The following is a 26,894-nucleotide window of genomic DNA, read 5'->3' on the forward strand; positions in this document are numbered from 1 at the left end:
GCCTCACAGCGCCGATGGTACTGCAGGGGGGACCCTGTGGGAGAGTAGGACACCGCCGGACTCCTTTTAGTCAAAATGGCCACCCATCGTTGGGTGGCCATTTTGCGTTTACACGCGAGTGCGTACGAAACAGAAGCAAGAGCCATCCCGCAAGGGGTGGCTCTTCTTCGTTAACGTCGCACGTCGAGGGAGTGTTCAGTTCAACGGCGGATCGGAAGACGCAGCGTGAGAACGGTGCCGGCGCCCTCGGCGGAGCGGATCGACACATCCCCGCCGTGATGCCGCATCACCGTGGCGACGAGCGTGAGCCCGATGCCTGAACCCGTGACGTCCCGTGCGTTCTGGGCCCGCGCGAGCTCATCGAAGACCGTCGGCAGGTCTCCCGCAGGGATTCCCCGACCGGCATCCGCGACGTCGATGACAGCCCAGCCGTCTTGTTCACGCAGCCGCACCTCGATCGGACCCTGCGCCGAGTACTTGGCGGCGTTCGACAGCACGTTGTCGATCGCGAGCGACAGCAGGTCGAGGTCTGCATGCAGCGGTGGCACGGGCCACGGCACTCGGGTGACCGTCAACGACATCCGTGCGCCTGCCGCAGGGTTCTGGGCAGCCAACGCCGCCACCGCCTCGCTGAGGACCTGCTCGAGATCGACCATCTCGAGCTCCAAGGGGCGCGTCTCCAGCTCCGCCAGTTTGCGCAGGTCCCGCACCAGAGCGCTCAGCTTCGTCGCCTGAGTGTCCACCACCCGCCACTCGTCGAGTGAGGATCCATCCTGCGCCGCAGCTGCGGCCGCCGTCGCCCGAATGGCGGTCAACGGGTTCTTCAGCTCATGATCGAGCCGCGCAAGGAACCGTTGGTGATTCGCGTGCTCGGTCTGTGTCGCCTGCGCGGCGGCATCGGCCACGGCCGTCTGCATCCTGGTGCGCTCACGACGCCGCGTGCGATGAATGACCAGCATGATCGCCGGAACGGCGGAGACGAGTGCACCCGCGAGCGCCACGGCACCGGGCAGCGCGAGGTCGATCGCGAGAAGGCGCTGGTCCCCCGCTGCAGTCATCACCCCCGCGGCGAAAGCGCACACCCCGACCGGCACGGCCGACGCCACCCCGAGTGCCACGCCCCTGCGGTCGGTCATGCGCCCACCACCCGCGGAACGAACAGGTAGCCCATGCTCTGCGCGGTCTCGATGAGGCGCGCTTCCCCTGCGGAGTCGCCGAGCACCCGGCGCAGCTCGGCGATGCGGTGGTCGACGGCACGGCTCGATGAGGCGAAGTCGAAGCCCCACAGCGCTGACAGGAGCCGCTCTCGCGTGTGCACCTCCTGCGGATGCAGCATCAAGTACTCGAGCAGCGTGAGTGCTTTCGGGGTGAGGGTGAGTTCGGTGTCGCCCCGCCACACGCGACGCGCGGTGCGATCCAGCGTGATGTCCAGGGCCTGCAGCCGTTGCGAGCCCCGGAGGGCACCGGCGCCCTGCGAGCTTCGACGCAGCACGGCGCGGATGCGCGAGATCAGTTCGTGCGGATCGAAGGGCTTGTTCAGGTAGTCGTCCGCGCCCTCGTCGAGGGCCGCGCTGCGCTCCCACGACTCGCCGACCTGGGTGAGCAGGATGATGGGGAGCCAGAGCTGCCGGCCCCGGATGCGACGGACGAACTCGCGTCCGTCGACGTGGGGCATGATCACATCGCACACCACCAGGTCGGGCACCTCGCGCTCCACCTCGGCCAGACCTGCGCGCCCGTCTTCGGCGACGCGCACATCGAAGCCGCTCCTTCCCAGGAACGCGGCCAGCGCCCCGGTGATCGCCTCGTCGTCGTCGACGAGCAGGATCCGGGGGCGCTCAGTCTGTTCGGTGATCATCAGCCCCGCCCGAGGGAGTTCGCGCTGCCGTCGTCTTCCAGCGTCGGTGTCGGCCCCGTCCAGTACACCTCGTTGGCGCTCCCCGACACGGTCGCCGTGCCTATCGTCCCGGCATAGACGACGGTGCCGGAGCCGCGGAGCAGGAGCTCATCGACGTCGTCGGCGATCACGACGCCCGCATCGATGTCGATCACCAGATTCGCGCACGACCCCTCGACGCGCACCACGGCGCCATCGTGGTCCAGCGGCCCGCTCGGGCAGGTCATCGTGATCGTGGCCGCGGCGATCAGCCGCTCGCGTTCGGCCGCGTTCGGTGCGGAGAGCGCCGGTGGCGTCGCGTCGGCATCCTCCTCGTCCGGTGACGAGGTCGCGCGCGGCGTGGTCTCATCCTGCGGTGCGGGGCCGGCCTCCTGTGGCGCAGGCGAGCGGGCATCGTCTGCGGAGGGATCGATGATGCGGACCGTGCATCCGGTGAGCAGCAGCGCCGCGATCACCACGGGAGTGATCGCGGCGATGTGCCGGCGTGCAGCGCGCATGGCATCCATCTTCTCGTGTCAGAAGGTCGCCGGGATGAAGATCTCGACGCGTCGGTTGAGCTGGCGCCCCGCGGGGTTGTCGACGCCATCGATCTCGTTCGCGGCGACAGGGCGGGACTCCCCGAAGCCCTCGGCGGTGAGCGCGGTGCCGACCCCGCGGTCCTGGAGGCCATCGACCACCGCATCCGCGCGATCCTCCGACAGCGTCTGGTTCTCGGCATCCGATCCGATGGCGTCCGTGTGGCCCGACACCGAGGCCTGCGCGACCTCGAGCGCGGTGAGCGCGTCGGCCACGGCATCCAGCGTGGTGGCCGCATCGTCGCGGATGTCGCTCTTGTCGAAGTCGAACAGCACCCCGTCCTCGAATGTGAGGGTCGTGCCGCAGGACTCCAACGGGGCGAGCGTGCCCAGCGGCGGGAACACCCCGAGCGTGGGGACGACCGGCAACGGCTCGGCCTTCACCCGCTCGCCGTTCACCTGTGCCGTGCCGTCTCCGAAGTTCTGGATGGTGATGTCGCGGCTGGTGTAGTTGCCAGAGCCGTCACCGAAGTTCTGGATGGTCACAGCCCCGGCCTCGTAGTTGCCCGATCCGTCGCCGAAGTTCTGGATGGTCACGTCGCCGTCGGAGTAGTTGCCGGAGCCGTCGCCGAAGATCTGCACGGTCTTGGTCGCATCGGTGTAGTTGCCGGACCCGTCGCCGAAGTTCTGGATCGTGACCGCGCCATCGGTGTAGTTGCCCGACCCGTCGCCGAAGTTCTGGATCGTGACGCCGTTGATCGTGGAGGTACCCGATCCGTCGCCGAAGTTCTGCACGGTTCCGTCCGGCCCCGTGAAGGTGCCGGATCCGTCGCCGTACAGCAGCGCGGTGCCGTTGCCGGAGACCACATTCCCGGTCGCATCGCAGTGCGCCGGTGTCGCCGTGACCCCGGGGATGTCGGCGAGCGCATCGTTGACCTCGATCGCGAAGGCGGATGCCGACGAGTCCAGCAGTGACAGGTCGGGGAGCACGAACAGCGGCACGGGCGGGAACTGGCCCACGTCGTATCCGGGAACCGTGGCGACGGCGGAAATCGGGGCATCGGGCGACGTCGGGGCGCCGCTCGGCTTCGGGGCGCTCGGCGGCGTCGCGGCACACCCGGTGACGACGAGGGAGGCCAGGAGTCCGAGTGCGACGCCCTGGCGGCGACGGCGGGAGGCAGACGAGGCGGTGCGTGCGGCGGTGGTCATGGATCGAGCGTATCCAGCCGGTGTGGCGATACTGTCGCGGAGTTGTCGCAAGCCTGCGACACGTCCGCTCACCGTTTGACCCGCGACTCCAGAACCCCTGCGGTGTCGATGACGGCATCCGCGAGCGTCCGCTCATCAAGTCCTTCGCCGCCCCACGTGACAGCCACTGCGGCGACCGGCCAGCCGGTGTGGTCGCGCACGACGGCTCCGACCGATCGGAGCCCGTCTGCCACCTCGCTATCCTCGACCGCATAGCCGCGTGCTCGTACCTCCCGCAGGAGTTCGCGCAGCTCTGCGGGGCGACGCGGCCCCAGCCCTGTGCGGTCGGGGAACGACGACGCGCTCGGATACAGCGCGCGCACCTGTTCCCGGGGCAGGGCGGCCAGCATCGCCCGTCCGCTCGCGGTGAGGTGCGCAGGAAGGCGTACGCCGACATCCGTCACGAGGGCGGGGCGGCGGGGTGCGCGCTCCTCGACGATGTAGAGCACGTCGCCACCGCTCATCACGGCGAGGTGGGCGCTCTCGCCCAGGCGGTCGGACAACGCGGCGATCAGCGGTCGGCCGAGTCGGGCGAGCGGCTGCTGGCGGGTGTAGCCGCCGGCCAGCTCGAACGCGGAAGTGCCCAGACCCCATCTCTGCTCCTCGCGGAGATGAAGCACGAAGCCGTGCGCAGCCAACGTGGTGAGCAGGTGATAGACCGTGGAGCGCGGCAGGTCGAGCTCGCGCGCGATCGCGGATGCCGCCACAGGAGCCGGGCGTCCGGCGAGGTAGCTGAGGATGCGGAGGGTGTTCTCGGCCGCCGGGACCTGCGGTTCGGCTGCGCGAGAGGCCGCACTCCTGTCTGGGATCACAGACACAGCATCGCACGAACGGGTATCCCCGTCGACACTGCGGGTGTGGAATCAGAACATGACCGAACTTGCCCCCGTGCTGGTCGGAGCAGCCCCGCTGTCTCCCGCCGATGTCGTCGCCGTCGTCCGCCACGATGCGCCCGTGCAGATCGACGCGGAGGCACTCGCACGCGTCGCCGACACCCGCCGCGTGATCGACGGCCTCGCGGCTGATCCGAACCCGCACTACGGCGTCTCCACCGGCTTCGGGGCCCTCGCGACCACGTTCATCGCTCCCGACCGCCGCCTGCAGCTGCAGGCCAGCCTGATCCGCTCGCACGCCGCCGGCACGGGCGCCGAGGTCGAGCGCGAGGTCGTCCGCGGTCTTCAGCTCCTGCGCCTGCAGACGCTCGCCTCCGGGCGCACGGGTGTCCGCGCGGTCGTCGTCGAGACCTACGCAGCCCTGCTCAACTCCGGCATCACGCCCGTGGTGCGCGAGTACGGCTCGCTCGGCTGCTCGGGCGACCTCGCGCCTCTCGCCCACATCGCCCTGGCCACGATGGGCGAAGGCGACGTGCGCGATGCCTCCGGCGCGCTGGTTCCCGCATCCGACGCCCTCGCCGCCGCGGGCATCGAGCCGCTCACCCTCGTCGAGAAGGAGGGGCTGGCACTCATCAACGGCACCGACGGCATGCTCGGCATGCTGGTGCTCGCACTCCACGACCTGGAGACCCTTCTGCTCACCGCCGACATCGCCGCGGCGATGTCGGTCGAATCGCAGCTCGGCACCGACGCCGTGTTCGCCGCCGACCTGATGGCGCTGCGCGCCCAGACGGGACAGTCCGAATCGGCGGCGAACCTGCGCGCGTTCCTTGGCGACTCCCCCATGGTCGCGAGCCACAAGGGACCGGACGACGGCCGCGTGCAGGATGCCTACTCGCTGCGCTGCTCGCCCCAGGTGCACGGCGCCGCGCGCGACACCCTCGCCCATGCGACGCTGATCGCCGGGCGCGAGCTCGCCAGCGTGATCGACAACCCCGTCATCACCCTCGACGGCCGCATCGAGTCCAACGGCAACTTCCACGGCGCTCCCGTCGCGGCCGTCCTCGACTTCCTCGCGATCTCGGTCGCCGACGTCGCCTCGGTTTCCGAGCGTCGTACGGACCGCGCGCTGGATCCGGCCCGCAGCCACGGACTCCCGCCGTTCCTGGCCGATGAGGTGGGCGTCGACTCCGGTCTCATGATCGCGCAGTACGCGGCCGCCGGAATCGTCTCCGAGCTCAAGCGCCTCGCGGTGCCAGCATCCGTCGACTCGATCCCGTCGTCCGCCATGCAGGAGGACCACGTGTCGATGGGGTGGGCCGCTGCGCGCAAGCTGCGACGCGCGATCGACGGACTCGGACGCGTGCTCGCGATCGAGATCCTCACCGGCGCCCGCGCCCTCGACCTGCGCGCCCCGCTGCAGGCCGGACCCGCGACCGGTGCCGTGCGCGACCTGGTGCGCACCGTAGCCGCCGGTCCCGGCCCCGACCGCTTCCTCTCGCCCGAGATGGAAGCCGTCACCGCACTCGTCCAGTCGGGCGCCGTCGCCCGCATCGCAAAGGAGCACACCCATGGCTGAGTCCCCCGTATCCGGGCCCCGCGTCGTCCGCGCCGCCCGCGGCAACCAGCGCACCGCGAAGAGCTGGGGCGCCGAAGCCGCCAAGCGCATGCTGATGAACAACCTCGATCCCGAGGTCGCCGAGCACCCCGAAGACCTGGTCGTCTACGGCGGCACCGGCAAGGCCGCGCGCAGCTGGGAGGCGTACGACGCGATCGTGCGCACTCTCGACGAGCTCGAACCGGATGAGACCCTGCTGGTGCAGTCGGGCAAGCCGGTCGGCGTCTTCCGCACCCACGAGTGGGCGCCGCGTGTGCTGATCGCCAACTCCAACCTGGTGGGGGACTGGGCGAACTGGCCCGAGTTCCGCAAGCTCGAAGAGCTCGGCCTCATCATGTACGGGCAGATGACCGCCGGATCCTGGATCTACATCGGCACGCAGGGAATCCTGCAGGGCACGTACGAGACGTTCGCCGCCGTCGCCCGCTCGCTCGGCCGCGACTCGCTCCGCGGCACCCTCACCCTCACCGGTGGAGCCGGTGGCATGGGCGGCGCCCAGCCGCTCGCCGTGACTCTGAACGACGGAGCGGTGCTGATCGTCGATGTGGATGAGTCGCGTCTCGCTCGTCGCGTGGAGCACGGCTACCTCGACGAGTACACGACCGACCTCGATGCGGCCGTCGCCCGGGTCGTCGCCGCCAAGGAGGCGGGCGAAGCCCTCTCGGTCGGCGTGGTCGGCAACGCGGCCGAGGTCTTCCCCGAGCTGCGGCGCCGCGGCGTGCCGATCGACATCGTGACCGATCAGACCAGTGCCCACGATCCGCTCGCCTACCTGCCGCTCGGCATCACGGTCGCGGACTGGAAGGCCGAGGCTGCGCGCGACCCGGAGGAGTTCACGCGCCGCTCGCGCGAATCGATGGCCGCGCACGTCGCGGCGATGGTGGCCTTCCAGGATGCGGGGGCCGCGGTGTTCGACTACGGCAACTCGATCAGGGCCGAGGCGCAGCTGGGCGGGTTCGACCGGGCGTTCGAGTTCCCCGGGTTCGTGCCGGCGTACATCCGCCCGCAGTTCGAGGAAGGACGCGGGCCGTTCCGCTGGGCTGCCCTCTCCGGCGACCCGGAAGACATCTACAAGACCGACCGGGCCATCGCCGAGCTCTTCCCCGAGGATGCCGCCCTGCACCGCTGGCTCGAGAAGGCCGGGGAGAAGGTGCACTTCGAGGGGCTGCCCGCCCGCATCTGCTGGCTCGGCTACAAGGAGCGCCACCTCGCCGGGCTCAAGTTCAACGAGATGGTCGCCTCGGGCGAGCTGTCGGCCCCGATCGTGATCGGTCGCGACCACCTCGACGCAGGCTCCGTGGCATCGCCGTACCGCGAGACCGAGGCCATGAAGGACGGCTCCGACGCGATCGCCGACTGGCCCCTGCTGAACGCCCTGCTCAACACGGCATCCGGCGCCTCCTGGGTGTCGCTGCACCATGGCGGCGGCGTCGGCATCGGCCGCTCCATCCACGCCGGTCAGGTCACGGTCGCCGACGGCAGCGCCCTCGCGGCGGAGAAGCTCGAACGCGTGCTGACGAACGATCCGGGCACCGGAGTGATGCGGCACGTCGACGCCGGATATGAGCACGCCCGTGAGGTGGCGCGCGAGCGCGGCCTCAACGTGCCGATGCTCTGAGAGGGTGAGGGCATGTCGACGCTCATCACGAACATCGCGGAACTGACCACCAACGTCTCCACCGGCGGCGACCTCACCGGGACCGTTCTCGATGCCGCGGTGCTGATCGAGGGCGAGCGGATCGCCTGGGTGGGCGCCGCCGCGGACGCACCGGAGGTCGATGAGGTCGTCGACGCCGGTGGGCGTGCGGTGATCCCCGGGTTCGTCGACAGTCACAGCCACCTGGTCTTCGCGGGCGACCGCGCGGCCGAGTTCGAGGCCCGCATGGCAGGGCAGAAGTACGCTGCCGGCGGCATCCGCTCGACCGTCGCCGCGACCCGGGCCGCCACTGATGACGAGCTGCGCGCACGCCTTCGCGGCTTCCTCGACGAGATGCTCGCGCAGGGCACGACGACCGTCGAGATCAAGAGCGGCTACGGGCTGAGCGTCGCCGACGAGGAGCGCCTCGTGCGCCTGGCCGCAGAGGTGACACCCGAGGTGACCTTCCTCGGAGCGCACGTCGTGCCCGCCGAGTATGCCGACCGGCCGGACGAGTACGTCGATCTGGTCACCGGGCCCATGCTCGATGCCTGCGCACCGCACGCGAAGTGGGTCGACGTGTTCTGCGAGACCGGCGCCTTCACGGTGGCGCAGTCACGCCGGGTGCTGGAAGCCGGCATCACGCGCGGCCTCGTGCCCCGGGTGCATGCGAGCCAGCTCGGTCCGGGGGAGGGTGTGCGTCTGGCGGTCGAGCTCGGTGCGGCATCCATCGACCACGGCACCTATCTGACGGATGCCGACGTCGACGCGCTCGCCGGCTCCGACACCGTGCTCACGCTGCTGCCGGGGGTCGAGTTCTCGACGCGGCAGCCGTATCCTGACGCCCGCCGCCTGATCGACGCGGGAGTGACCGTGGCCCTGGCCTGCGACACGAACCCGGGGTCGAGCTTCACCTCATCGATGCCGTTCTGCATCGCCGTGGCCGTGCGCGACATGGGGATGACTCCGGCCGAGGCGGTCTGGGCGGCGACCGCCGGGGGCGCGAAGGCGCTCCGCCGCGACGACGTGGGCGTGCTCGCACCCGGTGCGAGGGCCGACCTCGTGCTGCTCGACGCGCCGACCCGCATCCACCTCGCCTACCGACCCGGCGTGCCGCTGGTGCGGGCGGTCTGGAAGGACGGGCGAGCGATCGGCTGAGGCCACGGGGCGCTCAGCCGATCGCTCCGGATCACCCGAGCGCCTGCGTGACGACGACGGCTGCGGCGGCCGACCACGCCTGCGGGCGACAGGCCGCGGGGTAGGGCAGGGGCGCGCCACCGGGCACCAGGGCATCGCCGGAATGCAGCTCGGGCACGCGGTAGTCGAAGCCCTCTGCGAGGTCGAGCAGCTGCCCCGCAATCATCCTCGCCTCGGAGTCGAGTCCGGCTCGCATCATGCCGTGCACGGCGATGGCGGTGTCATGCGCCCACACGCTGCCGCCGTGATAGCTCAGCGGCCAATAGCCGGCGGCTCCGGTCGACATGGTGCGGATGCCGTAGCCGCTGGACATGCTCGGTGCCGTCAGGAGCGCAGCGCACGCCTGCTCCTCTTCGGGATCGAGGATGCCGGTGCCGATGAGGTGGCCGATGTTGCTCGTGAGCGTGTCGACCGGGGCGCCGTGCGCGTCGAGGGCGATCGCCGGGTAGCGGCCCTCGGGCGTGGTCACCCAGTACGCGGCGCGGAAGCGTTCGCGGAGGTCTGCGGCCCAGACCCGGAGCTCGGCAGCACCGGGTTCGCCGAAGGTGTCGAGCAGGTCTGCGCCGCGGATCGCCGCCTCATACGCATAGCCCTGCACCTCGCTCAGGGCGATCGGCCCCTCGGCCAGGCGGCCGTCGCGCCACTGGATCGAGTCGCCGGAGTCCTTCCACCCCTGGTTCGCGAGCCCGTGGCCCGACTCGTCCGCGTAGTCGATGAATCCGCTGCCCGAGGCGTCGCCGTGCACCGTCATCCAGGTCAATGCCGCACGCAGCGCGGGAAGCAGTGCCCGCACCTCGCGCTCGGACATCCCCCCGGCGTGGGCGTCGGCGAGCAGGCAGATCCAGAGCGGGGTCGCATCCACTGTGCCGTAGTACAGCGGGGGGAGGTGCACGTCCTCGTGGGGAAGCGACAGGACACCGCTGCGCAGCTCATGGGCGATCTTGCCCGGCGCCTCGGCGGCCGATGCGTCGTGCGCGGCGCCCTGGAGCCGGGCCAGCACCCGCAGCGTCGAGGCCGCGATGTCGGGGTCGACGGCGAGGGCGAGCCGCGCGGCCCAGAGCGAATCCCGCCCGAAGAGGGTGAAGAACCAGGGCGCACCGGCGGCATAGAACGCGTCATCCGGATGTGCGGGAAGAGCGAGGCGCAGGGCGGAGAGGTCGGCGATCGCCTGCTCCATCCAGCGCGCGGCACGTGAGTCGGCGGGGGCCTCGAGTCTCGGGGCACGCGATGGCCGCGCGGCCGTGACCACGAGGCTCGGGTCATCGAGGTCTGCCGACCAGTCCACGGCGACGGATCCCCGCGGGGGCACCACCACGTCCCACCGCAGCACCAGGGCGCCGGCGTCGTGCGTCACGGTGGCCGCGGGGGCGGTGAGCGTGAAGGATGCCTCTCCCGCGCGGCAGACGGATCCGTCCCAGCTCCACGTTTCATCGGCGCCGAGTCCGGCCTTGACCTGCTGCATCGGGGCGAAGTCGGGGACGACGCGCACCGTGATGGCCACCGGGATCTCGGTGACCAGGTGGGAGGCGACCGTGATGCGCTCGGTGAACGAGCCCGCGGCGACCCGCCGGTCGCGGTCCATCCGCACCTTCGGATCGGCCGATCCGTCGTCGAGCCCTCGGAGCAGATCCGTCAGGACCGTCTGCTGCGGCACCGGCGAGGCGCAGCCGATGGACTCGAGTGCGGTGCCGTCGACCTCGATCTCGATGCTCCGGATGTGTCGCACGTCGCCGTGATAGATGCCGTGGATCGGCGCGGTGCCCATGCGGCCGACGTCGTCGGACCATGCCTGGGTCGGCGCCTCGAGCATGATCATGGCGTCGTCCAGCAGCGGCTGGAGGGGCGGGGAGGGGGTCATTCCTTGACGGCTCCTTCTGTGGAGTTCATGATGCGGCGCTGGAAGACGAAGAACATCACGGCGACGGGGATCGTCATGATGAGCGCCGCCGCCAGCTTGAGCGGGTACTGGGTGCCCTGGCTGAGTCCGCCGCTGGCCAGCGACGCGACGCCCTTGGTCAGGGTGGTCAGCGCGGGGTCGTTGGTCGACACGATGAAGTGGCTGAGCTCGTTCCACGAACCCTGGAACGACAGGATGACGATCGTCACGAGGGCGGGCGTCGCCATCGGCAGGACCACGGACCAGAACAGCCGGAACGTGCCGGCGCCGTCGATCCGTGCCTGCTCCTCGACCGACTCGGGGATCGATTCGAAGAAGTTCTTCATGATGAACACCCCGGCCGCATCGACGAGCAGCGGCAGGATCATCCCGGCATAGGAGTTGAAGATGCCGAGCTGGTTGATCACGAGGAACTTGGGGATCAGCAGCACCACGGCCGGCACCGACATCACGGCGATCAGCGCCGCGAAGACGACACCGCGTCCGCGGAAGCGCAGCCGGGCGAGAGCGTACCCGGCGAGGGAGTTGAAGAACACGCGGCCGATCGTGACGAAGATCGTCACGATCGCGCTGTTGACGAACCACGACGGGAAGTCGGAGTTGCGGAACAGCCGCTCGTACGCCGCGAACGTCCAGACCTCGGGGATGAGCGTGACTCCGCTGGAGGCGGCATCCTCGTCGGTCTTGAAGCTCGTCGCCACCTGGATGAGGAACGGGTAGATGTAGATGATCGCGAGGACGATCAGCAGGGCGTAGAGCGCGATCTGCCAGGTCAACTGCTTGGGGGAGAGCCGTTTCATGACGATGCTCCCTTCGAGGAGGACTGGTAGGCGCGGATGCGACGCTTCGAGACCGGCCGATCGCGCAGCACCCACCGTTGCAGGAGCGTGAAGATCACGATGATCACGAAGAGCATGAATGCGATCGCCGCCCCCTGCCCCCACTCCTGGTTCTGGAATGCGGTCTGATACGACAGATAGGCCGGGGTGAGCGTGGTCTTGCTGGGCGCTCCTCGGGTGCCCGTGTAGATCTGGTCGAACACCTGCCAGCAGCCGATGAGACCGAGGGTGAGCACGGTGAAGAGCGTCGGACGCAGCTGAGGGAGGGTGATGCGCCAGAAGCGCTGCCAACCGTTCGCGCCGTCCATCATGGCGGCCTCGTCGACGTCGGCGCCGAGGTTCTGGAGGCCGGCGAGGAAGATGAGCATGAACGTGCCCGAGGTCGTGAAGATCGCCATCAGGATGTAGGCGCTCATCGCGACGGAGGGGCCCGCGAGCCACTCCCACCACGACACTCCGAGCGTGCCGCCCTGCGTGAGGGCTGCGGGGCCGGCATCGACGCCGACCGTGCCGAGTGCGAGGTGGAGGATGCCGCGCGGATCGTTGAACCAGTTGGGACCGTTGATGCCGAACCACGAGAGCACGTCGTTCACGGCTCCGCTCGCGGTGAAGAGGAACATCCACAGCACGGTGATCGCGACGGAGCTGGTCACGGACGGGAAGTAGTAGGCCGTGCGGAAGAACCCGCGGCCGCGGAGCATGGCGCGGTTGACGAGGATGGCGAGGAACAGGGCGAGGGCGGTCTGCAGCGGGACGACGAGCAGGACGTACCACGCGTTGTTGCGCAGAGCCGTGCCGAAGTCCTTCGTGGCGAGACCGCCGTCGGTGAGCACGGCGGCGAAGTTGTCGGCGCCGACGAACGACACCGATCCGGAGAGGGGGCTGCCGCGTCCGGCCCAGTCCGAGACGCTCACCCAGAGCGCCATCACGACGGGGATGAGGAGGAAGACGCCGAGGATCACGATCACCGGCGCCGTGAACAGCCATCCGGCTGCCGCCTCGCCGCGGCGGAGCCCGGAGGCCCTGCCGCGACGAGGCGTTGCCTTGACCGCCATGGTTACTCGACGACCGCTTCGAGGTTCGACTGCACCCCGTCGAGGATCGTCTTCGGGTCGGTGGTCTTCAGCGACTCGAGCTGCGAGTTGAAGTCCGCGATGACGTCGGCGGTTCCGGCCTGGTTCGGCGGGAACTGCGCGTAGTCCGCGCCGGCGAGGAAGGCCTCCAGGGTCGGGTTCGCCGACGTCCAGTCCGCGGCGGCGGACTTGATCGACGGCATCGGGCCGAAGGCCTTCGAGAATGCGAGCTGGCTGTCGGCGCTCGTGAGGTACTCCACCAGGTCGAGGGCTGCCTGCTGGTTCGGGCTGTCGGCGGCCATTCCCCAGCAGTTCGTGAACTGGAGCGTGCCCTTGCCACCGGCGCCCTCGGGGAGCTCGGCGACGGTGTACTCCAGGGTGCTGTAGTCGTTCGAGAGCGCTCCGGTGATCCAGTTGCCCTCGATCACCATGGCCGCGGACTGCTTGCCGAGGGCTTCGCCACCCCAGCCCGCCCCGACGTCCTTGGCATACGCGAACGTGCCGTCGACGAGGTGCGACTTCACGTATTCGAGCGCCTCGACGTTGGCGGCGTCATCCGCGATGACCGTGCCGTCGCTGACGAGACCGCCCCCTGCCTGTGCCATGAAGACGCCCACGCGCTGATACTCGGCGCCGAAGGCGAGACCGACGTGCTCGGCGGTCGTGAGCTTCTGCGCGACGGCGGCGAGGTCGTCCCACGTCTTCGGGAGGTCGGCGTCGGTGAGGCCGGCCTCGGTCCACATCTGCGTGTTGATGATGAGGGACAGCGTCGAGAAGTCCTTGGGCGCGCAGTAGAACGTGCCGTCGACCGTGAAGTTCTCCACGAGCGAGGGATAGAAGTCGTCCTTGTTGGCGAGCTGGTCGCCATAGGCCTTGAGCGATCCGTTGGCCGCGTAGCCGGAGGCCTGGTCGGTCGAGAGGTAGAAGAGATCGGCCGGGTCGCCGGCGGCGAAGCCCTGCGACAGCTCCTGGTCGAGGTTGCTGGCCACCTGCACCGTGACCTTCGTCCCGGAATCGGCCGACCACGCGTCGACGGCGGACTGCACGGCGGCGGTCTCGGCGTCTCCGGACGAGCCGATCAGGACCGTGAGCGCGTCGTCGGAGGAGGTGAGGCCCTCGGCGTCCGCCTTCGTGTCGTCTCCTGCGAAACCGGATCCGCAGCCGGTGAGCACGAGCGCGCCGGTGAGGAGCACCGCCCCGGTGCCGAAGACTGCGCGAGTGGTGTGCCGTGTCATGGTCTCTCTCTCCTTTGATGAGTCACTGCGGGCGACGGTCTCGGGAGGACCGTGCGGGATCGTGCGCAGAAATTTGAACGATCAAACTCTGCGTGGAATAGGCTAAGGGCGAGTCGCGGGAAGTGTCAACCCGTGCGCGAGCGAGGAGGTTCGATGGTGAAGGCGCCGACCGTCGAAGACGTCGCCGAGCGCGCTGGCGTCTCGCGACAGACGGTCTCGAACGTGCTCAACACCCCGGACATCGTCCGACCGGCGACCAGGGAACGCGTGATCGCGGCGATCCATGAGCTCGGCTACCGACGTCATGCGGCCGCACGGCGGCTGCGGCTGCGGCGGAGCTCCACGATCGGCATCCGCCTCGATCCGTATCTCGGCGGGATCTCCGGCGTCGTCCTCGATCGATTCGTGCATGCGATCACCGAGCGCGCGAGCGAGCGCGGCATGCGGATGCTGGTCTACGCCGCCCGTACGCGCGAAGAGGAGATCCAGCGGCTGTCGGAGCTCTGGGAGGGGTCGGAGATCGACGCCGCGATCATCACCGGCACCTCGCGCGACGACCCGCGCGTGCGCAGTCTGGATCGGGATGGCCTGCCCTTCATCTCGTTCGGCCGGCCGTGGGGCGAGGACGACATCGCCGATCCGCATCACCTCTGGGTCGACGTCGACGGCGCCGCAGGCACGCGCGCCGCGACCGAGCACGCGCTGAACCGCGGCAGCGACGTCATGTTCCTCGGATGGCCGGCGGGCTCGGGGACCGGCGACGACCGCGAGCGCGGCTGGCGTGAGGCGATGGCTGCGGCCGGAGCGCACGGTGCGCGGCTGACGGCGGAGGAGGGTGTTCCGCTCGCGCGGGCCTGCGTGGAGGCAGCGCTCGCCGCGGGGCCGGCACCGGATGCCCTCGTGTGCGCCAGCGACTCGCTCGCCGTCGGTGCGCTGCTGGCCGTCGCCTCGGCAGGACTCTCCTTGCCCGTGACAGGCTTCGACAACACGCCGACCGCGGAGGCCCTGGGCTTTACGAGCGTCGAGCAGCGGCCGGAGGATGTGGCAACGGCGGTCCTCGAACTGCTCATGGGCCCGACGGGCGAGATCGTCGCTCCGCGCACCTTGGAGGCGGGTTCCGCCCATGCGCTGATCACGCCGGAACTGGTCGTGCGCTGAGGAGCGCCACGGAGGAGACAGCTGCGGGCTCGAAGGAGACGGAATGCTCTCTGATCATTCTCCGGGGCTTTTGTTGATCAACATGTGAAACAAAAGCCCTTTGCGAATTGTCGCTCTGCTCTCGGATTTGGAGCAGGCGCCGAGAAGGGCGGATACTTCTGGCACCCGAACCGCGTGATCCGGACCCGGGGCATCCCATGCAGACACCCTCTTCTCTCGCACCAGGAACGACCATCGCCATCGTCGGCGCCGGGCGTCTCGGACGCGTACTCGCGCAGGCACTGCGCGCGGCGCGGCTCGACGTGCTCGGCCCTTTCGGCCGCGCGGAGCAAATCCCGGATGCGGACATCGTCGTGCTCTGCGTGCCGGATGCCGCGATTGCCGAGACCGCCCTCACGGCTCGCCCGCATGCCGGTGTGCTCGGACACGTCTCCGGTGCGACCCCTCTCGACGACGTGGATTTCAGCCTCCACCCGTTGCAGACCTTCACCGGCGCGGAGTCGGCTAAGGTGTTCCACGGCATCGGCGCCGCTGTCGCCGGCCGTACGTCCGCAGCGCGCGAGGTCGCGGAACAGCTCGCCATCGCCCTCGGCGCTCGTCCGTTCCCGGTCGACGACGCTTACCGTGCGAGCTACCACACGGCCGCGTCCTTCGCCTCGAACTTCCTCCTCACCGTCCTCGACTCCGCGGAGAGGCTCGCCTCCGCCGCGGGTGTTCCCGGCGACGACGCGCGGGCGCTCCTGGCGCCGCTCGTGCGGCGGACGGTCGAGAACTGGGAGGCGAGTGGTGCTCCTGCGGTTCTGACCGGACCCATCGCCCGGGGCGATGAGGCGACCGTCGCGCGCCAACGTGCCGCCGCGGCGGAGCTCGAGCTGTCCGACCTGTTCGACGCCCTCGCCGCCGTCACGCGCACGATCGCCGCCCGCCCCGCCCCTGCAACCGAGGGGCCCTCCACATGAGAATCCTCCGCACGATCCCCGAGGTCAGAGCCGCTATCCGCGAAGCGAGGGTCAGGGGCTCGATGATCGGTCTCGTGCCCACGATGGGTGCCTTCCACGACGGGCACCTGTCGCTGATGCGGGCCGCGCGCGCGGCATCCGACCTGGTCGTCGTCTCGCTCTTCGTCAATCCGACCCAGTTCGGCGCGAACGAAGACCTCAGCGCCTACCCGCGCGATGAGGCGCGCGATGCCGCGCTCGCGGAAGCTGCAGGCGTCGACATCCTCTTCGCTCCCGCACCGTCGGAGATCTACCCCGAGGGGTTCGCGACGAACATCCACGTCGCGGGCCTCACCGACGTGCTCGACGGTGCGAGCCGTGGGGCGCACCACTTCGACGGGGTCGCCACGGTCGTCACGAAGCTGTTCGGCATCGTCCGGCCCGACACCGCCTACTTCGGGCAGAAGGACGCGCAGCAGGTGCTCGTGGTCCGCCGTGTCGTGCGGGACCTCGACCTCGACGTGCGGATCGTCGCCTGCCCGATCGTGCGGGAAGCCGACGGGCTCGCCATGAGCTCGCGCAACGTGTACCTCGACCCCGCCGCCCGTGTGCGGGCGACCGCGCTCAACCGTGCCCTCGACGCGGGCGCCGCGGTGTTCGAGGCGGGTGACGCCGCCGCCGGGAGCATCCTCTCCGCCGCGCGCGACGTGCTCGGCGACGCCGGGATCGACCCCGAATACCTCGAGCTTCGCGACGCCGAGACACTGCGCCCCCTCGCGCGGGTCGACCGCGACGCCCTGCTCGCCGTCGCCGCGCACGTCGGGGCCACCCGACTGATCGACAACCACGTCCTGCGCGCGGCGGAAGCTCCGAACGACAGAGAGACGGAGGCCGGCGCATGAGCGCTCATGCTTCTCCCCGCACGCGTGTCACACTCGCCGGCCTCGCCGCGAAGAAGGCGGCCGGAGAGCCGATCGTCATGGTGACCGCGTACGACCATCCGAGTGCGCAGATCGCGGAGGCCGCGGGTGTCGATGTCGTCCTCGTGGGTGACTCGGCCGCGATGACCGTGCTCGGCTACGACAGCACGGTGCCTGTCACGATCGACGAGATGCTCATGCTGACCAAGGCTGTTCGACGCGGACTCGCGGCCCCGTTGCTCGTCGGCGACCTGCCGTTCGGCTCGTACGAAGCCTCCGACGAGGTGGCCATCGCGACCGCGCAGCGCTTCGTGAAGGAAGCCGGCTGCGACCTGGTGAAGATCGAGCGCGGCGGCACCACCGTCCACCGCGCGCGAGCGCTCGTGCAGGCGGGCATCCCCGTCGTCGGGCACGTCGGGCTCACCCCGCAGACGGCCGTCGCGCTCGGCGGCTACCGCGCGCAGGGGCGCACCGCCCAGGCCGCTCTCGCCGTGATCGACGATGCGCTGGCGTTGCAGGATGCCGGGTGCTCGATGCTCGTGGTCGAGGCGGTGCCCGCCGAGGTGACGGCCGCCCTCGTGCCGCTGCTCGACATCCCGGTGATCGGCATCGGAGCCGGCGCGGATGCCGACGGACAGGTGCTCGTGTTCCACGATCTGCTCGGGCTCTACGACGGCGGAGCCGCCAAGTTCGTCAAGCGCTACGCCGACCTGCGCGCAGCGGCGATCGCGGGTGTCGAGGCGTATGCGGCCGAGGTGCGCTCCGGCGCCTACCCGGCGGCCGAGCACGGGTACTCCATGCCGCGAGAAGAGGCCGTGCGCCTCGAGGAGCTGCTCGCGGGACGTTGAGGGCCTTCGTGATCTTGTATTTACTTCTTCCGGCGACATGCCTGGCCCTCTTGGCCAAGTTGTTTACCTAACGTTCCTGCTTTCGCTGTTCTCTGTCTCGAACGGCTCCCTAGCGTCGATCTCAGCGCCGGTTCGGTGAGTCGTAGATATACACGTGGAAGAGGATCAAGTGAAGAGACAGATCGCAGGAGTGTGCACGCTCGCGGCCGTCGCCGCAGCCGTCGCGTTCCCCCTCGCGGCGAACGCCGCTGACGGACTGGCCGCACCGACGTTCAGTCAGGAGGGCGGCCGGTTCACCGAGTCGGCCACCGTCGCGCTCACCGCGCCGCAGGGCGCCGAGATCAGGTACACGCTCGACGGCTCGACGCCGACCGCGAAGAGCCCGATCTACAAGAAGCCGCTCGTCATCGAGGAGACGTCGAACCTCGCTGCGGTCTCGATCAAGGGTGGTGTCACATCGCCCGCCGAGATCGAGGGCTACATCATCAAGACGGAGGAGGAGCCGCAGCTGTCGTTCTTCGTGATGAGCGACGTGCACACGTCGTCCCTCGACGACAAGAACCGGGGCATCTGGAGCAGCCACTTCGACACCCTGGCCTCGATCAACCCCGATCCCGACCTGATCATCTCCAACGGCGACCAGATCAACGACAACAACAACAACACCGCGCCCGACCACCAGGTCGTGAAGACGATCTTCGACGAGAACATCGATCGCCTCGGACTCGACGACACTCCGATCCTGATGTCCCACGGCAACCACGACGTGGGCAACGCCGACATGGCCAAGTACTACGGCGACTGGTTCCCCAACGCGTCCGGCGGCTACTACGAGAAGACGATCGACGGTCAGACCTTCCTCGTGACCGACACCGAGCGGTACTCGGGCGCGCAGCGCACGTGGCTGCAGGGTCGTCTCGCCGCCCTCTCGGCCGAGTCGGGCGCTCTCAACACGCCGATCTTCGTCGTCGGCCACCGACCGACCGCCAACACGGTCTACGACGGGGCCCAGGCCTCGAACGCCGCGCTCACGAGCGACCTCTCCGGGTACCCGCAGGCCGTCTACTTCTCCGGCCATTCGCACCTGCACCTGAACGACGAGCGCTCCATCTGGCAGGGGGCCTTCACGGCTGTGAACGACGGATCCATGTCGTACACCGAGACTCCCCACGATGCGTACCAGATCTACGGCGATGCGCTCTGGGACGAGTTCACGATCCCCACCGCGCAGGCCCTCTACGTCGAGGTCTACGCAGACCGCACCGAGATCGACCGGATCAACTTCGCCGCCGAGGACGAACGCACCTACACGAACGGCGCGTGGGGCTACCAGTCCGGCTACCCGTTCGCCAGCGCGGGGACGCTCGCAGGGCCGACGTGGACCGTCCGCCTCGACGGCAGCACCGCCGAAGAGGTGCGCGCGAACTTCGACTACACGGCCGCCGCGCGCGATGCGGTCGCTCCGGTGCAGCAGGGAGCACCCGAGCACATCGTGACGAACGGGGCCGATGTGCTCCGCTTTCCCGCCGCGACCGATGACGAAGCGGTGTACGGCTACGACGTGCGGGTCCGCGACGCGGTCACGGGCGCCGAGGCGCTGCCGATCAGGGCCGGGGCGAAGGTGCTCGCCGACTTCCAGATCGCGCCGCGCCCGAGCGTGCTCGAGATCCCGCTCGCCATCCGCAACGGCCGACAGGCCGATGCTCCGCTCCTCACCCTCACGAAGGGGACGAGCTACATCGCCGAGGTCACCGCGGTCGACATGTACGGCAACCGCTCTGAGAAGACCTCGGTCGCATTCGTCGCCGGCGAGGTGCCGGACACCACGCGCCCGCAGGTCACGCTCGTCAGTCCGGCGTCGGCCGGCCCCTCGAAGTCCATCGACATCCGGGTCGATGCGACCGATGAGGTGGGGCTCGCCCGCATCGTCGCGAACATCTACCAGGGCGGGAAGCTCGTCAAGAGCACGCAGTCGGCGGTCTCAGGTGCGAGCGGCTCGCATGTCGCGACGGTCAAGCTTCCCGACGGTGCGTACACGGTCAAGTACAACGCCCAGGATGCGGCCGGCAACATCTCGAAGACCTCGACCTTCGATGTCGTCGTCGACGCCACAGCCCCCACGGTGACCGTGAAGACCGGCGGCTCGTTCACGGTCGGCGATGCAGCGGGATATGACAAGGTCAGCTTCAAGCTCAACGATGCCGGCAAGGTCGACCGGATCGCGCTCAACGGCGTCGAGAAGGATCTGACGAACAACGCCTGGTCCGACCTCAACTTCGTGAAGCCGGGGACCTTCGGCGGGGTGAAGGGCGAGAACACGCTTCTCGTCTACGACGTCGCCGGCAATGTCACGACGGTGGAGTTCGTGCTGCGCTGACATGCAGAGGTGGGGCCCTGTGGTGAGGCGAGGCCGTGTCCTCTCGCACCGCAGGGCCTCCCGGCGTCCGCCGGAGGACCGGTGCATGCTCCGAGTCTTCCTGCACGACCAGAAGGTTCGAAAAGTTCTCGACAGTTCGTGCTTTCGTGGCGGGGAGCAGGGCCGGGAGAGGTCTAGCGTTGCGCGGATGAACCTCTCCGAGCACGTCCACGTCACCTGGGCTCTTCACGTCGAGATGTCGGTGACCGATCGGCCTGACCTCACCCGGGTCATCGGTGTGCCGCGCGACGCGCCCTCCTATTGGATCGTGGAGGCCTACCGGCTGAGCCTCGGGCTCGAGCCCGAGACGCCCGACTCTGAAGACGGGCCCGACCACTCGCCCCTCATCGATCTCGTGTCCTGGAGGGGCAACACGCAGCGGGTGTCGATCCCCGGCGTCGCTGACGTGGTCGACGTGACGATCAGCGGACCGTTCGAGACCAGGATGGGGGAGCCGCGCGTCACCGTCGTCGATGCGGGTCGCGTTCAGGCGGAAGAGCAGACGGAGGCCGCGGGCTGGCAGGTGCAGCGACCACCGTTCCGGGCGGAGCATGTGGCGTTCGAACTCGCGCAGCGCTTCGGACTGGTGCAGCCGCGACTCGACCCGATCACTGCGAGTGAGCGGGGCGACGGCCTGCGCGCCTCCTCCTCGCTGGTGACGCTGTGCGAGTCGTTGACGCCCGTCCGTCGACTGGCGCTTCTCGCACACCTCGAAGGCACGGGGCTCATCGACGCCGCTCCGCCCGGCCAGGTGGCCGCGGACTCGGCGACCGTGGAATCGGCGACCGCAGGACTGCGGGGTCTCGTTGCGCGGATCGGCCCCGACGGCGTCGAGCAGGACCCGGTAGCCGGGTGGCTGCCCCGCGCGGCCGTCGCCGAGGCCGCCGAAGACCTCGGGTGGCACGACGCGGAGGCGTCCGACGTGCCAGACCCCGTCGATGCCCTGGCATTGCTGGCACGGCAGACGAAGGCGGTGCGCAGGCTGCGCGGTCGCATCGTGGTCACGCACCTCGGGCACGCGCTGGCGAACGGTGAAGCGCGCGGCTTCCTCCAGGTCGTCGGCGTCGTGAGAGCGCACGGCAAGGAGCGGCTGTTCCCGCATGGGCAGCTGCGCGCCGTCACCCTCGCACTGCTGGCCGTCGCCGACGGGTCGGTCATGGCGTTCGACGAGCTTCCCGAAACCGTCACGCGCGGTGAGGCTGCGGTCGACGAGGGGCGAGACCACGGCGGGAGGTTCTCCGAGTGGTCACTGCGATCGCATCGGGAGGGCGACGCGGAGCGCGGATCCGGAGATCGATATGCGGTGCGGCGGGTGGTCGAGAGCCTGTGCGCCCTCTCGTCGCCCGGAGCATTCGCATCGATCTCTCCAGCGATGCGCGCCGTCGCGGGCGCAGCTCTGTGGTGAGGGCGGTGGCGATCGCGGTCGACGGCTGACGGCTGACGGCTGACGGCTGCTGGAGCGCCGTCGCTGTGATGTCAGTCTGCGCGGCCCGCGCTCCCATCGGGCTCCCAGCGCAACAGGTCGCCCGGCTGGCATTCGAGCACGGCGCACAGCGCGTCGAGCGTCGTGAACCGCACGGCCTTCGCGCGACCATTCTTCAAGACGGCGAGGTTGGTCGGGGTGATGCCGATCCTGTCGGCGAGTTCGCCGACGCTCATCTTCCGTCGCGCCATCATCACATCGATATCGACCACGACGGGCATCAGATCACCTCGTTGTCGAGCTCTGAGCGCCACGAGCGCGCCTCTGCCTCGCGGTCGATCGCCTGCCGCAGCAGCGCCTTCATCACGACGACCAGCAGCGCCATTCCGGCGAGCACCACTCCTGCGCCCCCGATCAGCGCCACGACACCGGGAGCGATCGAACCCTGTGCGAGCAGGGCCGCCAGGATCCAGGTGAGCAGCGCAGCCGTCAGGATCGCTCCGATGATCACGTCGACGTACCGGAAGGAGGACTCCGAGAAGATCGAGCCGGCGCGCACCCTGGTCAGCAGCATCCACACGCACACGCCGAAGACCTGGAGTGTGCCGACACCCAGGACGACGAGGGAGACCAGGAAGATCCGGCCCCACAGCTCGTTCTCGCCGAGGTCGAGCCACAGCAGAGGGACGATCAGGGCCTGTACCGCCACGGAGCCGAGCATCGCCACAGCGATCACGATGCGCAGCACGAGGATCGTCAGTTTTCCCATGGAGTGACCTTTCATCGAAGAACATGGGAAATCTATCGATATTCGTTCGATCTGGCAAGTCGGATCACGCGGAGCGACGGTCGAGACCCCGCGAACGGAGACCTCGGAGGGGTCTCAGTGCTTCCGCAGGAGCGCGCGGAGTCTGCGGGCGGTTCGTCCGGCGAAGTCCTTCACACGTCCACCCGGCCATTCGCGGCGGAGCTCGACGCGGCCGTCATCCGTCGCCACGAGAGCGCATGAGCGTCCGGCGAGCAGAGGTGACCGCCCGGCGCGGGCGAGCACGGCGGGGGTGGCCTCGAGTGGGGTCTCGAACGTCCACCCCGCGCGGCGGACCTTCACGGTCAGCGCGCCTCCGCGCGACTCGTCGCTCGGGCCGAACACCTTCAACGGATCGATCGCGACGCGGGCGGCGTCGAGATTGCGGGGGTGCCGGCCGCCGATGTGACGTTCGGCGCCGGTCTCTCCATCTCGCAGGAACAGGTCGACCCGGTCGTTGCGCAGTTCGCGGCCGACGACCAGCAAGTTGTCCGGAAGACCCTCGATCGTGGAGACGGGGAGGGAGACGAGCCGGGTGATCTTCTTCGAGCGCGTGGGCGTGGATCCGGCATCCGCCGCACCGACGCTCTTCGCCGCGGCGTCCTGGTGTGCGGAATCTGAGCCGCCGTCGTCGGTGGGCGCCGAGGACGTCACCTCGGAGCGCGACGTCTCGAAGACGAAGGCGTCGTGGCCGTCTCTCGTGAGGGTCACGCGGAGGGTCAGGTGAAGGCCGCCGCCACGAGACCAGTGCGCTTCGGTCACGACGGCCCGGCACACGGTCTCGGCCTCGAACCGCGCAAGGCCGAGCAGGTCATCGCGACGGCCGGCACGGAGCAGGGCCGCGCGGATCCGGTGGGGGAAGCCGAGGCCGGCATCGACTCCCGGGCCGAACTTCTCCTGCACCAACGGGGTCACGACGTCGAGGAGGCGGTCGCGGTAGTCGTCGGGATACCGGACCATCTGTCGTCCGGAGAGCCGTTTCAGGATCTTCCCGCGGAACCAGTGCCGCAGCAGGCGGTCACGCAGCTTCCCGGGTTCGGTGTGCGCCTCGACGAGATCGAGCACCGTCTCCAGGTGGGGGAAGTACGTGTCGGGGTCGATGCGCGACGAGCTCGCGCTGCCGGGCTCCTTCACCCAGGCGTAGCAGGGCTCGCTCGCCAGGATCGAGATCGTCGATGCGGCGAAGTAGGCCTGCATCACGAACAGATGATCCTCGAGTCGCACCTTGCCCTCGGGGAAACGGATGCCGTTGGCCCGGAGGAACGAGGTGCGGAACATCTTGTGCGGTGTGAGCATCTCCAGCAGGGGATCGGTCCCGAGCACCGCGCGAGGGACGTCGTGGCTGAAGATCCGGCTCGGGAGGCGACGACCGATGCCGACCTCCTTGCCCACGATCACGTCGGACGAGTTCAGGTCGGCGTAGTCGCACAGTTTCTCGAGCGCACCGTCGAACAGGTAGTCGTCCTGGTCGACGAACTGCACGTAGGTTCCGCGGGCGGCATCGACTCCGTGGTTGCGGGGCATGCCCGGCCAACCGGAGTGCTCCAGCGAGAGCACGCGCACGTGGGGGCGATCGCGGGCGATGGCCGCCAGGCGTGCGCCGGTCGGCTCGCCGGAGCCGTCGTCGCACAGGAGCACCTCGAAGGCCGAGGTGCCCAAGGTCTGGCGATCGAGCGAAGCGATGAGGTCGTCGAACGAGGGTCCGGGTCGGAACACCGGGACGACCACGCTCACGCGGATGGCGTCTCCAGTGCTGGTGCTGTTCTCCGGTCGATCACTCTGTGACAAACGTCTCACTCCCCCAAGTCGACAAGTCACCGAGCTAACCACGACTTCCTGTGTGCGTCACCGGGCTTGCGCGACGCCCGGGCGTGTGCACTCCGGGCTCGGAGACTCCCACCCCACACACAGCATGAACGATATATCGTTGAGTATCGTTCACCACAGCAGGAGGCCATCATGAACAACGCATTCCCCTCCAACCCGTTCGGCGGCAACGGCGGCTCCGGGAGCAACGGCGGGCCCGGCGGACTCTTCGGCGGCTCCGGCTTCGGAGCGGGCCCCGGTGGTCCGGCCTCCGCGATCTTCGAGGCGATGGACCAGCTCCGCAAGTCCTTCGAGTCCCGCCCTTCCGGAGGCTCGCGTATGGCCCGCGGCGACGTCCGCACGGCCGTGCTCTCGCTCCTCGCCGAGAAGCCCATGCACGGCTACCAGATCATCAACGAGATCGCCGAGCGCAGCGGCGGCACCTGGAAGCCGAGCGCCGGCTCCGTGTACCCGACGCTGCAGCTGCTCGCCGATGAAGGACTCATCGAGGCCGAGGAGCAGAACGGTCGCAAGACCTACTCGCTCACCGAAGCAGGGCGAGCGATCGCCGACGAGAGCTCCGAGACCCCGGCTCCGTGGGAGTCGTCGTCCAGCAAGGACGGGAACCGCGACAGCGCCCGCTTCCACGCGCTGCCCAAGGCGGGCGTAGACCTCGCCGCCGCGGCCGCCCAGGTCGGTCGTAGCGGAAGCCCGGAGCAGGTGCAGGCGACCATCGAGATCCTCGACGAGGCGCGCCGTAGGCTGTACTCGATCCTCGCCCAGGACTGATCGCGCAGTGCGGCATCCGGTGAGGAGCGGCGAAAAGAGGATGACGCGATGAAGGATGCCGCGGCGCAGGGCGCCCATCGTGCCCGCTACCGCCGCATCCTCTCGTTCGCGGCGCGAGAACTCGTCAAGATCTGGTGGTTCGAGCTCGTCCTCCCGCGGTTCGGGATGAGTGCTGTCGCGGAGCGCACGCGTGGACCGCGCATGCAGAAGTTCGCACGGCGCTTCCACGCGCTCGCGATCGAGCTCGGCGGTCTCATGATCAAGGTCGGGCAGTTCATGTCGTCGCGCCTGGACGTGCTGCCTCCGGAGATCACCGCCGAGCTGGAGGGGCTGCAGGACGAGGTGCCTGCCGTGCCCTTCGCCGACATCCGCCGCGCTGCCGAGGCGGAGCTGGGCCGACCGCTCGCGCAGGCGTATGCCTGGTTCGACGAGACGCCGGTGGCTGCGGCGTCCCTCGGTCAGGTGCACCGTGCCCGTCTCTCGGAGCTCGACGCCGCCGACACCGGCCTCGACGGCGTCGTGGTGAAGGTGCAGCGTCCGGGCATCGATGAGATCGTCGCTGTCGACCTGGCGGCGCTTCGACGCGTCGCGCGGTGGCTGACCCGTGTGCGCCTGGTCGCCGACCGCGTCGACGCCCCGGCGCTCGTGGAGGAGTTCGCCGAGACCAGTCTGGAAGAGATCGACTACCTTCATGAGGCTGCCAGCGCCGAACGGTTCCGCGAGAACTTCGCCGGCGACCCTCGCGTCGGCACCCCCGAGATCGTGTGGGAGCGCTCGACGCGTCGGGTGCTGACGCTGTCGGACGTCACGGCCATCAAGATCAACGACACCGACGCTCTTCGCGCGGCCGGCATCGATCCGTCCGACGTCGCCGCCGTGTTCGCCGAGGTCATGTTCGATCAGGTCTTCACGCACAGCTTCGTGCACGCCGACCCCCACCCCGGCAACATCTTCGTCACGCCATCGCCCTCTGCGGAGGGCGCGGTCGAGCAGGGCTCTGATCGGGGCTTCCGGCTCACCTTCATCGACTTCGGGATGATGGCCGAGATCCCTGCGAGTCTTCGCGACGGGCTGCGCATGCTCCTGATCGCCGTCGCCGGGCGCGACAGCCGCGGCCTCGTCGCGGCGGCGCAGGAGATCGGCGTGCTGCTGCCCTCCGCCGACACCGCCGAGCTCGAACGTGCGCTGACGGCGTTGTTCGCCCGCTTCGGCGGCATGGGCTTCGCCGAGCTGAGCAAGGTCGATCCGCGCGAGTTCCGCGACTTCGCCGAGGAGTTCGGCGACATGGTGCGCTCTCTCCCGCTCCAGCTGCCCGAGAATATGCTGCTGCTCATCCGTGCCGTGTCGCTCACCTCGGGCATGTGCAGCGGGCTCGACCCGGCCTTCAACGTGTGGGACGCGGCCGAGCCCTACGCCGGGCGCCTGCTGCGCGACGAGAGCGGCAACATCGTGCAGGCCTTCGCGAGTCAGGCGATGGACACGATGAGCACGACCTGGAGCCTGCCCGGTCGCATCGACAGGATCATCACCCGCATCGACGACGGCAACATCTCCTTCGACACATCGCGTCTGGAACGTCGCCTCGATCGCCTCGAAGGCATCGCTCGTCGCATCGCCTCGGGAGTGCTCTTCGCGGCCCTGCTCATCGGCGGTGCGCTGCTGGTCCCGTCGATCGCGCCCTTGGGCATCACGCTGATCTGCGTCTCGGCGCTTCCGCTGCTGCACGCCCTGTTCGCAGGGTTCGGCCGCCGCGGCCCGCGCTGACCGCGGCGCGCCCGGGAAACCCGCACCACACGGCATCGG

23 protein-coding genes are annotated in these 26,894 nt (G+C 69.3%); 11 read left to right on the forward strand and 12 right to left on the reverse strand.

What is annotated here, in order from left to right:
• Positions 1 to 200: 200 nt before the first annotated feature.
• The 5 genes from F6W70_RS10775 to F6W70_RS10795 all read right to left on the reverse strand — a co-directional run bounded on the left by F6W70_RS10775 (position 201) and on the right by F6W70_RS10795 (position 4,472).
• Positions 201 to 1,136 (reverse strand): sensor histidine kinase, encoded by a 936-nt coding sequence (locus F6W70_RS10775; protein WP_151486700.1) that lies wholly within the window; start codon positions 1,134 to 1,136, stop codon positions 201 to 203.
• Positions 1,133 to 1,858: a response regulator transcription factor gene (locus tag F6W70_RS10780; RefSeq protein WP_151486701.1), complete on the reverse strand. Its 726-nt coding sequence runs from the start codon at positions 1,856 to 1,858 to the stop codon at positions 1,133 to 1,135. Before F6W70_RS10780 ends, F6W70_RS10775 begins: the two co-directional genes overlap by 4 nt.
• Positions 1,858 to 2,394: a DUF3060 domain-containing protein gene (locus F6W70_RS10785; RefSeq protein WP_151486702.1), complete on the reverse strand. Its 537-nt coding sequence runs from the start codon at positions 2,392 to 2,394 to the stop codon at positions 1,858 to 1,860. Before F6W70_RS10785 ends, F6W70_RS10780 begins: the two co-directional genes overlap by 1 nt.
• Before the next feature lie 18 nt (positions 2,395 to 2,412).
• A complete protein-coding gene (locus F6W70_RS10790) occupies positions 2,413 to 3,621 on the reverse strand; it encodes an OmpA family protein (RefSeq protein WP_151486703.1) in 1,209 nt (402 codons plus the stop codon).
• Positions 3,622 to 3,689: 68 nt separating this feature from the next.
• Positions 3,690 to 4,472 carry an IclR family transcriptional regulator gene (locus F6W70_RS10795; protein WP_151486704.1) on the reverse strand — a complete coding sequence of 261 codons (783 nt, stop codon included), beginning with the start codon at positions 4,470 to 4,472 and terminating at the stop codon, positions 3,690 to 3,692.
• Positions 4,473 to 4,530: 58 nt separating this feature from the next.
• On the opposite strand from F6W70_RS10795, the gene hutH reads away from it, so the two are divergent.
• The 3 genes from hutH to hutI are packed head-to-tail and all read left to right on the forward strand — an operon-like array spanning position 4,531 to position 8,905.
• On the forward strand, positions 4,531 to 6,072 hold the full coding sequence (hutH, locus tag F6W70_RS10800; RefSeq protein WP_151486705.1) for a histidine ammonia-lyase: 1,542 nt from the start codon (positions 4,531 to 4,533) through the stop codon (positions 6,070 to 6,072).
• The gene (gene hutU / locus F6W70_RS10805) at positions 6,065 to 7,729 is read left to right on the forward strand and encodes a urocanate hydratase (RefSeq protein WP_055869199.1); all 1,665 of its coding nucleotides are present in this window, start codon (positions 6,065 to 6,067) and stop codon (positions 7,727 to 7,729) included. The genes hutH and hutU overlap by 8 nt, the downstream gene beginning before the upstream one ends.
• A 12-nt stretch (positions 7,730 to 7,741) precedes the next feature.
• A complete protein-coding gene (gene hutI / locus F6W70_RS10810) occupies positions 7,742 to 8,905 on the forward strand; it encodes an imidazolonepropionase (protein WP_151486706.1) in 1,164 nt (387 codons plus the stop codon).
• Between the two features lie 31 nt (positions 8,906 to 8,936).
• Here hutI and F6W70_RS10815 read toward each other — a convergent pair whose 3' ends face one another.
• The 4 genes from F6W70_RS10815 to F6W70_RS10830 are packed head-to-tail and all read right to left on the reverse strand — an operon-like array spanning position 8,937 to position 13,988.
• The gene (locus F6W70_RS10815) at positions 8,937 to 10,802 is read right to left on the reverse strand and encodes a glycogen debranching N-terminal domain-containing protein (RefSeq protein ID WP_151486707.1); all 1,866 of its coding nucleotides are present in this window, start codon (positions 10,800 to 10,802) and stop codon (positions 8,937 to 8,939) included.
• A complete protein-coding gene (locus tag F6W70_RS10820; RefSeq protein WP_017831150.1) occupies positions 10,799 to 11,641 on the reverse strand; it encodes a carbohydrate ABC transporter permease in 843 nt (280 codons plus the stop codon). The genes F6W70_RS10815 and F6W70_RS10820 overlap by 4 nt, the downstream gene beginning before the upstream one ends.
• Positions 11,638 to 12,735 (reverse strand): carbohydrate ABC transporter permease, encoded by a 1,098-nt coding sequence (locus tag F6W70_RS10825; RefSeq protein WP_127481575.1) that lies wholly within the window; start codon positions 12,733 to 12,735, stop codon positions 11,638 to 11,640. The genes F6W70_RS10820 and F6W70_RS10825 overlap by 4 nt, the downstream gene beginning before the upstream one ends.
• A gap of 2 nt (positions 12,736 to 12,737) precedes the next feature.
• Entirely contained in the window at positions 12,738 to 13,988 is a 1,251-nt protein-coding gene (locus F6W70_RS10830; RefSeq protein WP_151486708.1) for a sugar ABC transporter substrate-binding protein, read from the reverse strand.
• A 153-nt stretch (positions 13,989 to 14,141) separates the two neighbouring features.
• On the opposite strand from F6W70_RS10830, the gene F6W70_RS10835 reads away from it, so the two are divergent.
• The 6 genes from F6W70_RS10835 (at position 14,142) to F6W70_RS10860 (ending at position 21,673) form a co-directional block, all read left to right on the forward strand.
• Positions 14,142 to 15,146 (forward strand): LacI family DNA-binding transcriptional regulator, encoded by a 1,005-nt coding sequence (locus F6W70_RS10835; RefSeq protein WP_151486709.1) that lies wholly within the window; start codon positions 14,142 to 14,144, stop codon positions 15,144 to 15,146.
• Between the two features lie 197 nt (positions 15,147 to 15,343).
• Positions 15,344 to 16,105, forward strand: coding sequence for a Rossmann-like and DUF2520 domain-containing protein (locus F6W70_RS10840; RefSeq protein WP_151486710.1), 762 nt, complete (start codon positions 15,344 to 15,346; stop codon positions 16,103 to 16,105).
• On the forward strand, positions 16,102 to 16,986 hold the full coding sequence (gene panC / locus F6W70_RS10845) for a pantoate--beta-alanine ligase (protein ID WP_151486711.1): 885 nt from the start codon (positions 16,102 to 16,104) through the stop codon (positions 16,984 to 16,986). The genes F6W70_RS10840 and panC overlap by 4 nt, the downstream gene beginning before the upstream one ends.
• Positions 16,983 to 17,852 carry a 3-methyl-2-oxobutanoate hydroxymethyltransferase gene (gene panB, locus F6W70_RS10850; protein WP_151486712.1) on the forward strand — a complete coding sequence of 290 codons (870 nt, stop codon included), beginning with the start codon at positions 16,983 to 16,985 and terminating at the stop codon, positions 17,850 to 17,852. Before panC ends, panB begins: the two co-directional genes overlap by 4 nt.
• A 169-nt stretch (positions 17,853 to 18,021) precedes the next feature.
• On the forward strand, positions 18,022 to 20,229 hold the full coding sequence (locus tag F6W70_RS10855; RefSeq protein ID WP_151486713.1) for a chitobiase/beta-hexosaminidase C-terminal domain-containing protein: 2,208 nt from the start codon (positions 18,022 to 18,024) through the stop codon (positions 20,227 to 20,229).
• 187 nt (positions 20,230 to 20,416) lie between these two features.
• Positions 20,417 to 21,673: a hypothetical protein gene (locus tag F6W70_RS10860; protein ID WP_151486714.1), complete on the forward strand. Its 1,257-nt coding sequence runs from the start codon at positions 20,417 to 20,419 to the stop codon at positions 21,671 to 21,673.
• A 71-nt stretch (positions 21,674 to 21,744) separates the two neighbouring features.
• Here the strand turns inward: F6W70_RS10860 and F6W70_RS10865 are convergent, their stop codons facing one another.
• The 3 genes from F6W70_RS10865 to F6W70_RS10875 form a co-directional block, all read right to left on the reverse strand.
• A complete protein-coding gene (locus tag F6W70_RS10865; RefSeq protein ID WP_151486715.1) occupies positions 21,745 to 21,972 on the reverse strand; it encodes a helix-turn-helix domain-containing protein in 228 nt (75 codons plus the stop codon).
• The gene (locus F6W70_RS10870; protein WP_055869207.1) at positions 21,972 to 22,460 is read right to left on the reverse strand and encodes a DUF2975 domain-containing protein; all 489 of its coding nucleotides are present in this window, start codon (positions 22,458 to 22,460) and stop codon (positions 21,972 to 21,974) included. The genes F6W70_RS10865 and F6W70_RS10870 overlap by 1 nt, the downstream gene beginning before the upstream one ends.
• A 114-nt stretch (positions 22,461 to 22,574) precedes the next feature.
• A complete protein-coding gene (locus F6W70_RS10875; RefSeq protein ID WP_170287900.1) occupies positions 22,575 to 24,230 on the reverse strand; it encodes a glycosyltransferase family 2 protein in 1,656 nt (551 codons plus the stop codon).
• A gap of 225 nt (positions 24,231 to 24,455) precedes the next feature.
• Between F6W70_RS10875 and F6W70_RS10880 the strand changes: the two genes are divergently transcribed.
• Together F6W70_RS10880 and F6W70_RS10885 are read left to right on the forward strand one after the other, a co-directional pair.
• Positions 24,456 to 25,091: a PadR family transcriptional regulator gene (locus tag F6W70_RS10880; protein ID WP_127481584.1), complete on the forward strand. Its 636-nt coding sequence runs from the start codon at positions 24,456 to 24,458 to the stop codon at positions 25,089 to 25,091.
• 48 nt (positions 25,092 to 25,139) lie between these two features.
• On the forward strand, positions 25,140 to 26,855 hold the full coding sequence (locus F6W70_RS10885) for an ABC1 kinase family protein (RefSeq protein ID WP_151486717.1): 1,716 nt from the start codon (positions 25,140 to 25,142) through the stop codon (positions 26,853 to 26,855).
• Positions 26,856 to 26,894 lie beyond the last annotated feature (39 nt).

This window comes from Microbacterium maritypicum, from assembly GCF_008868125.1.
GTDB lineage: Bacteria > Actinomycetota > Actinomycetes > Actinomycetales > Microbacteriaceae > Microbacterium > Microbacterium maritypicum.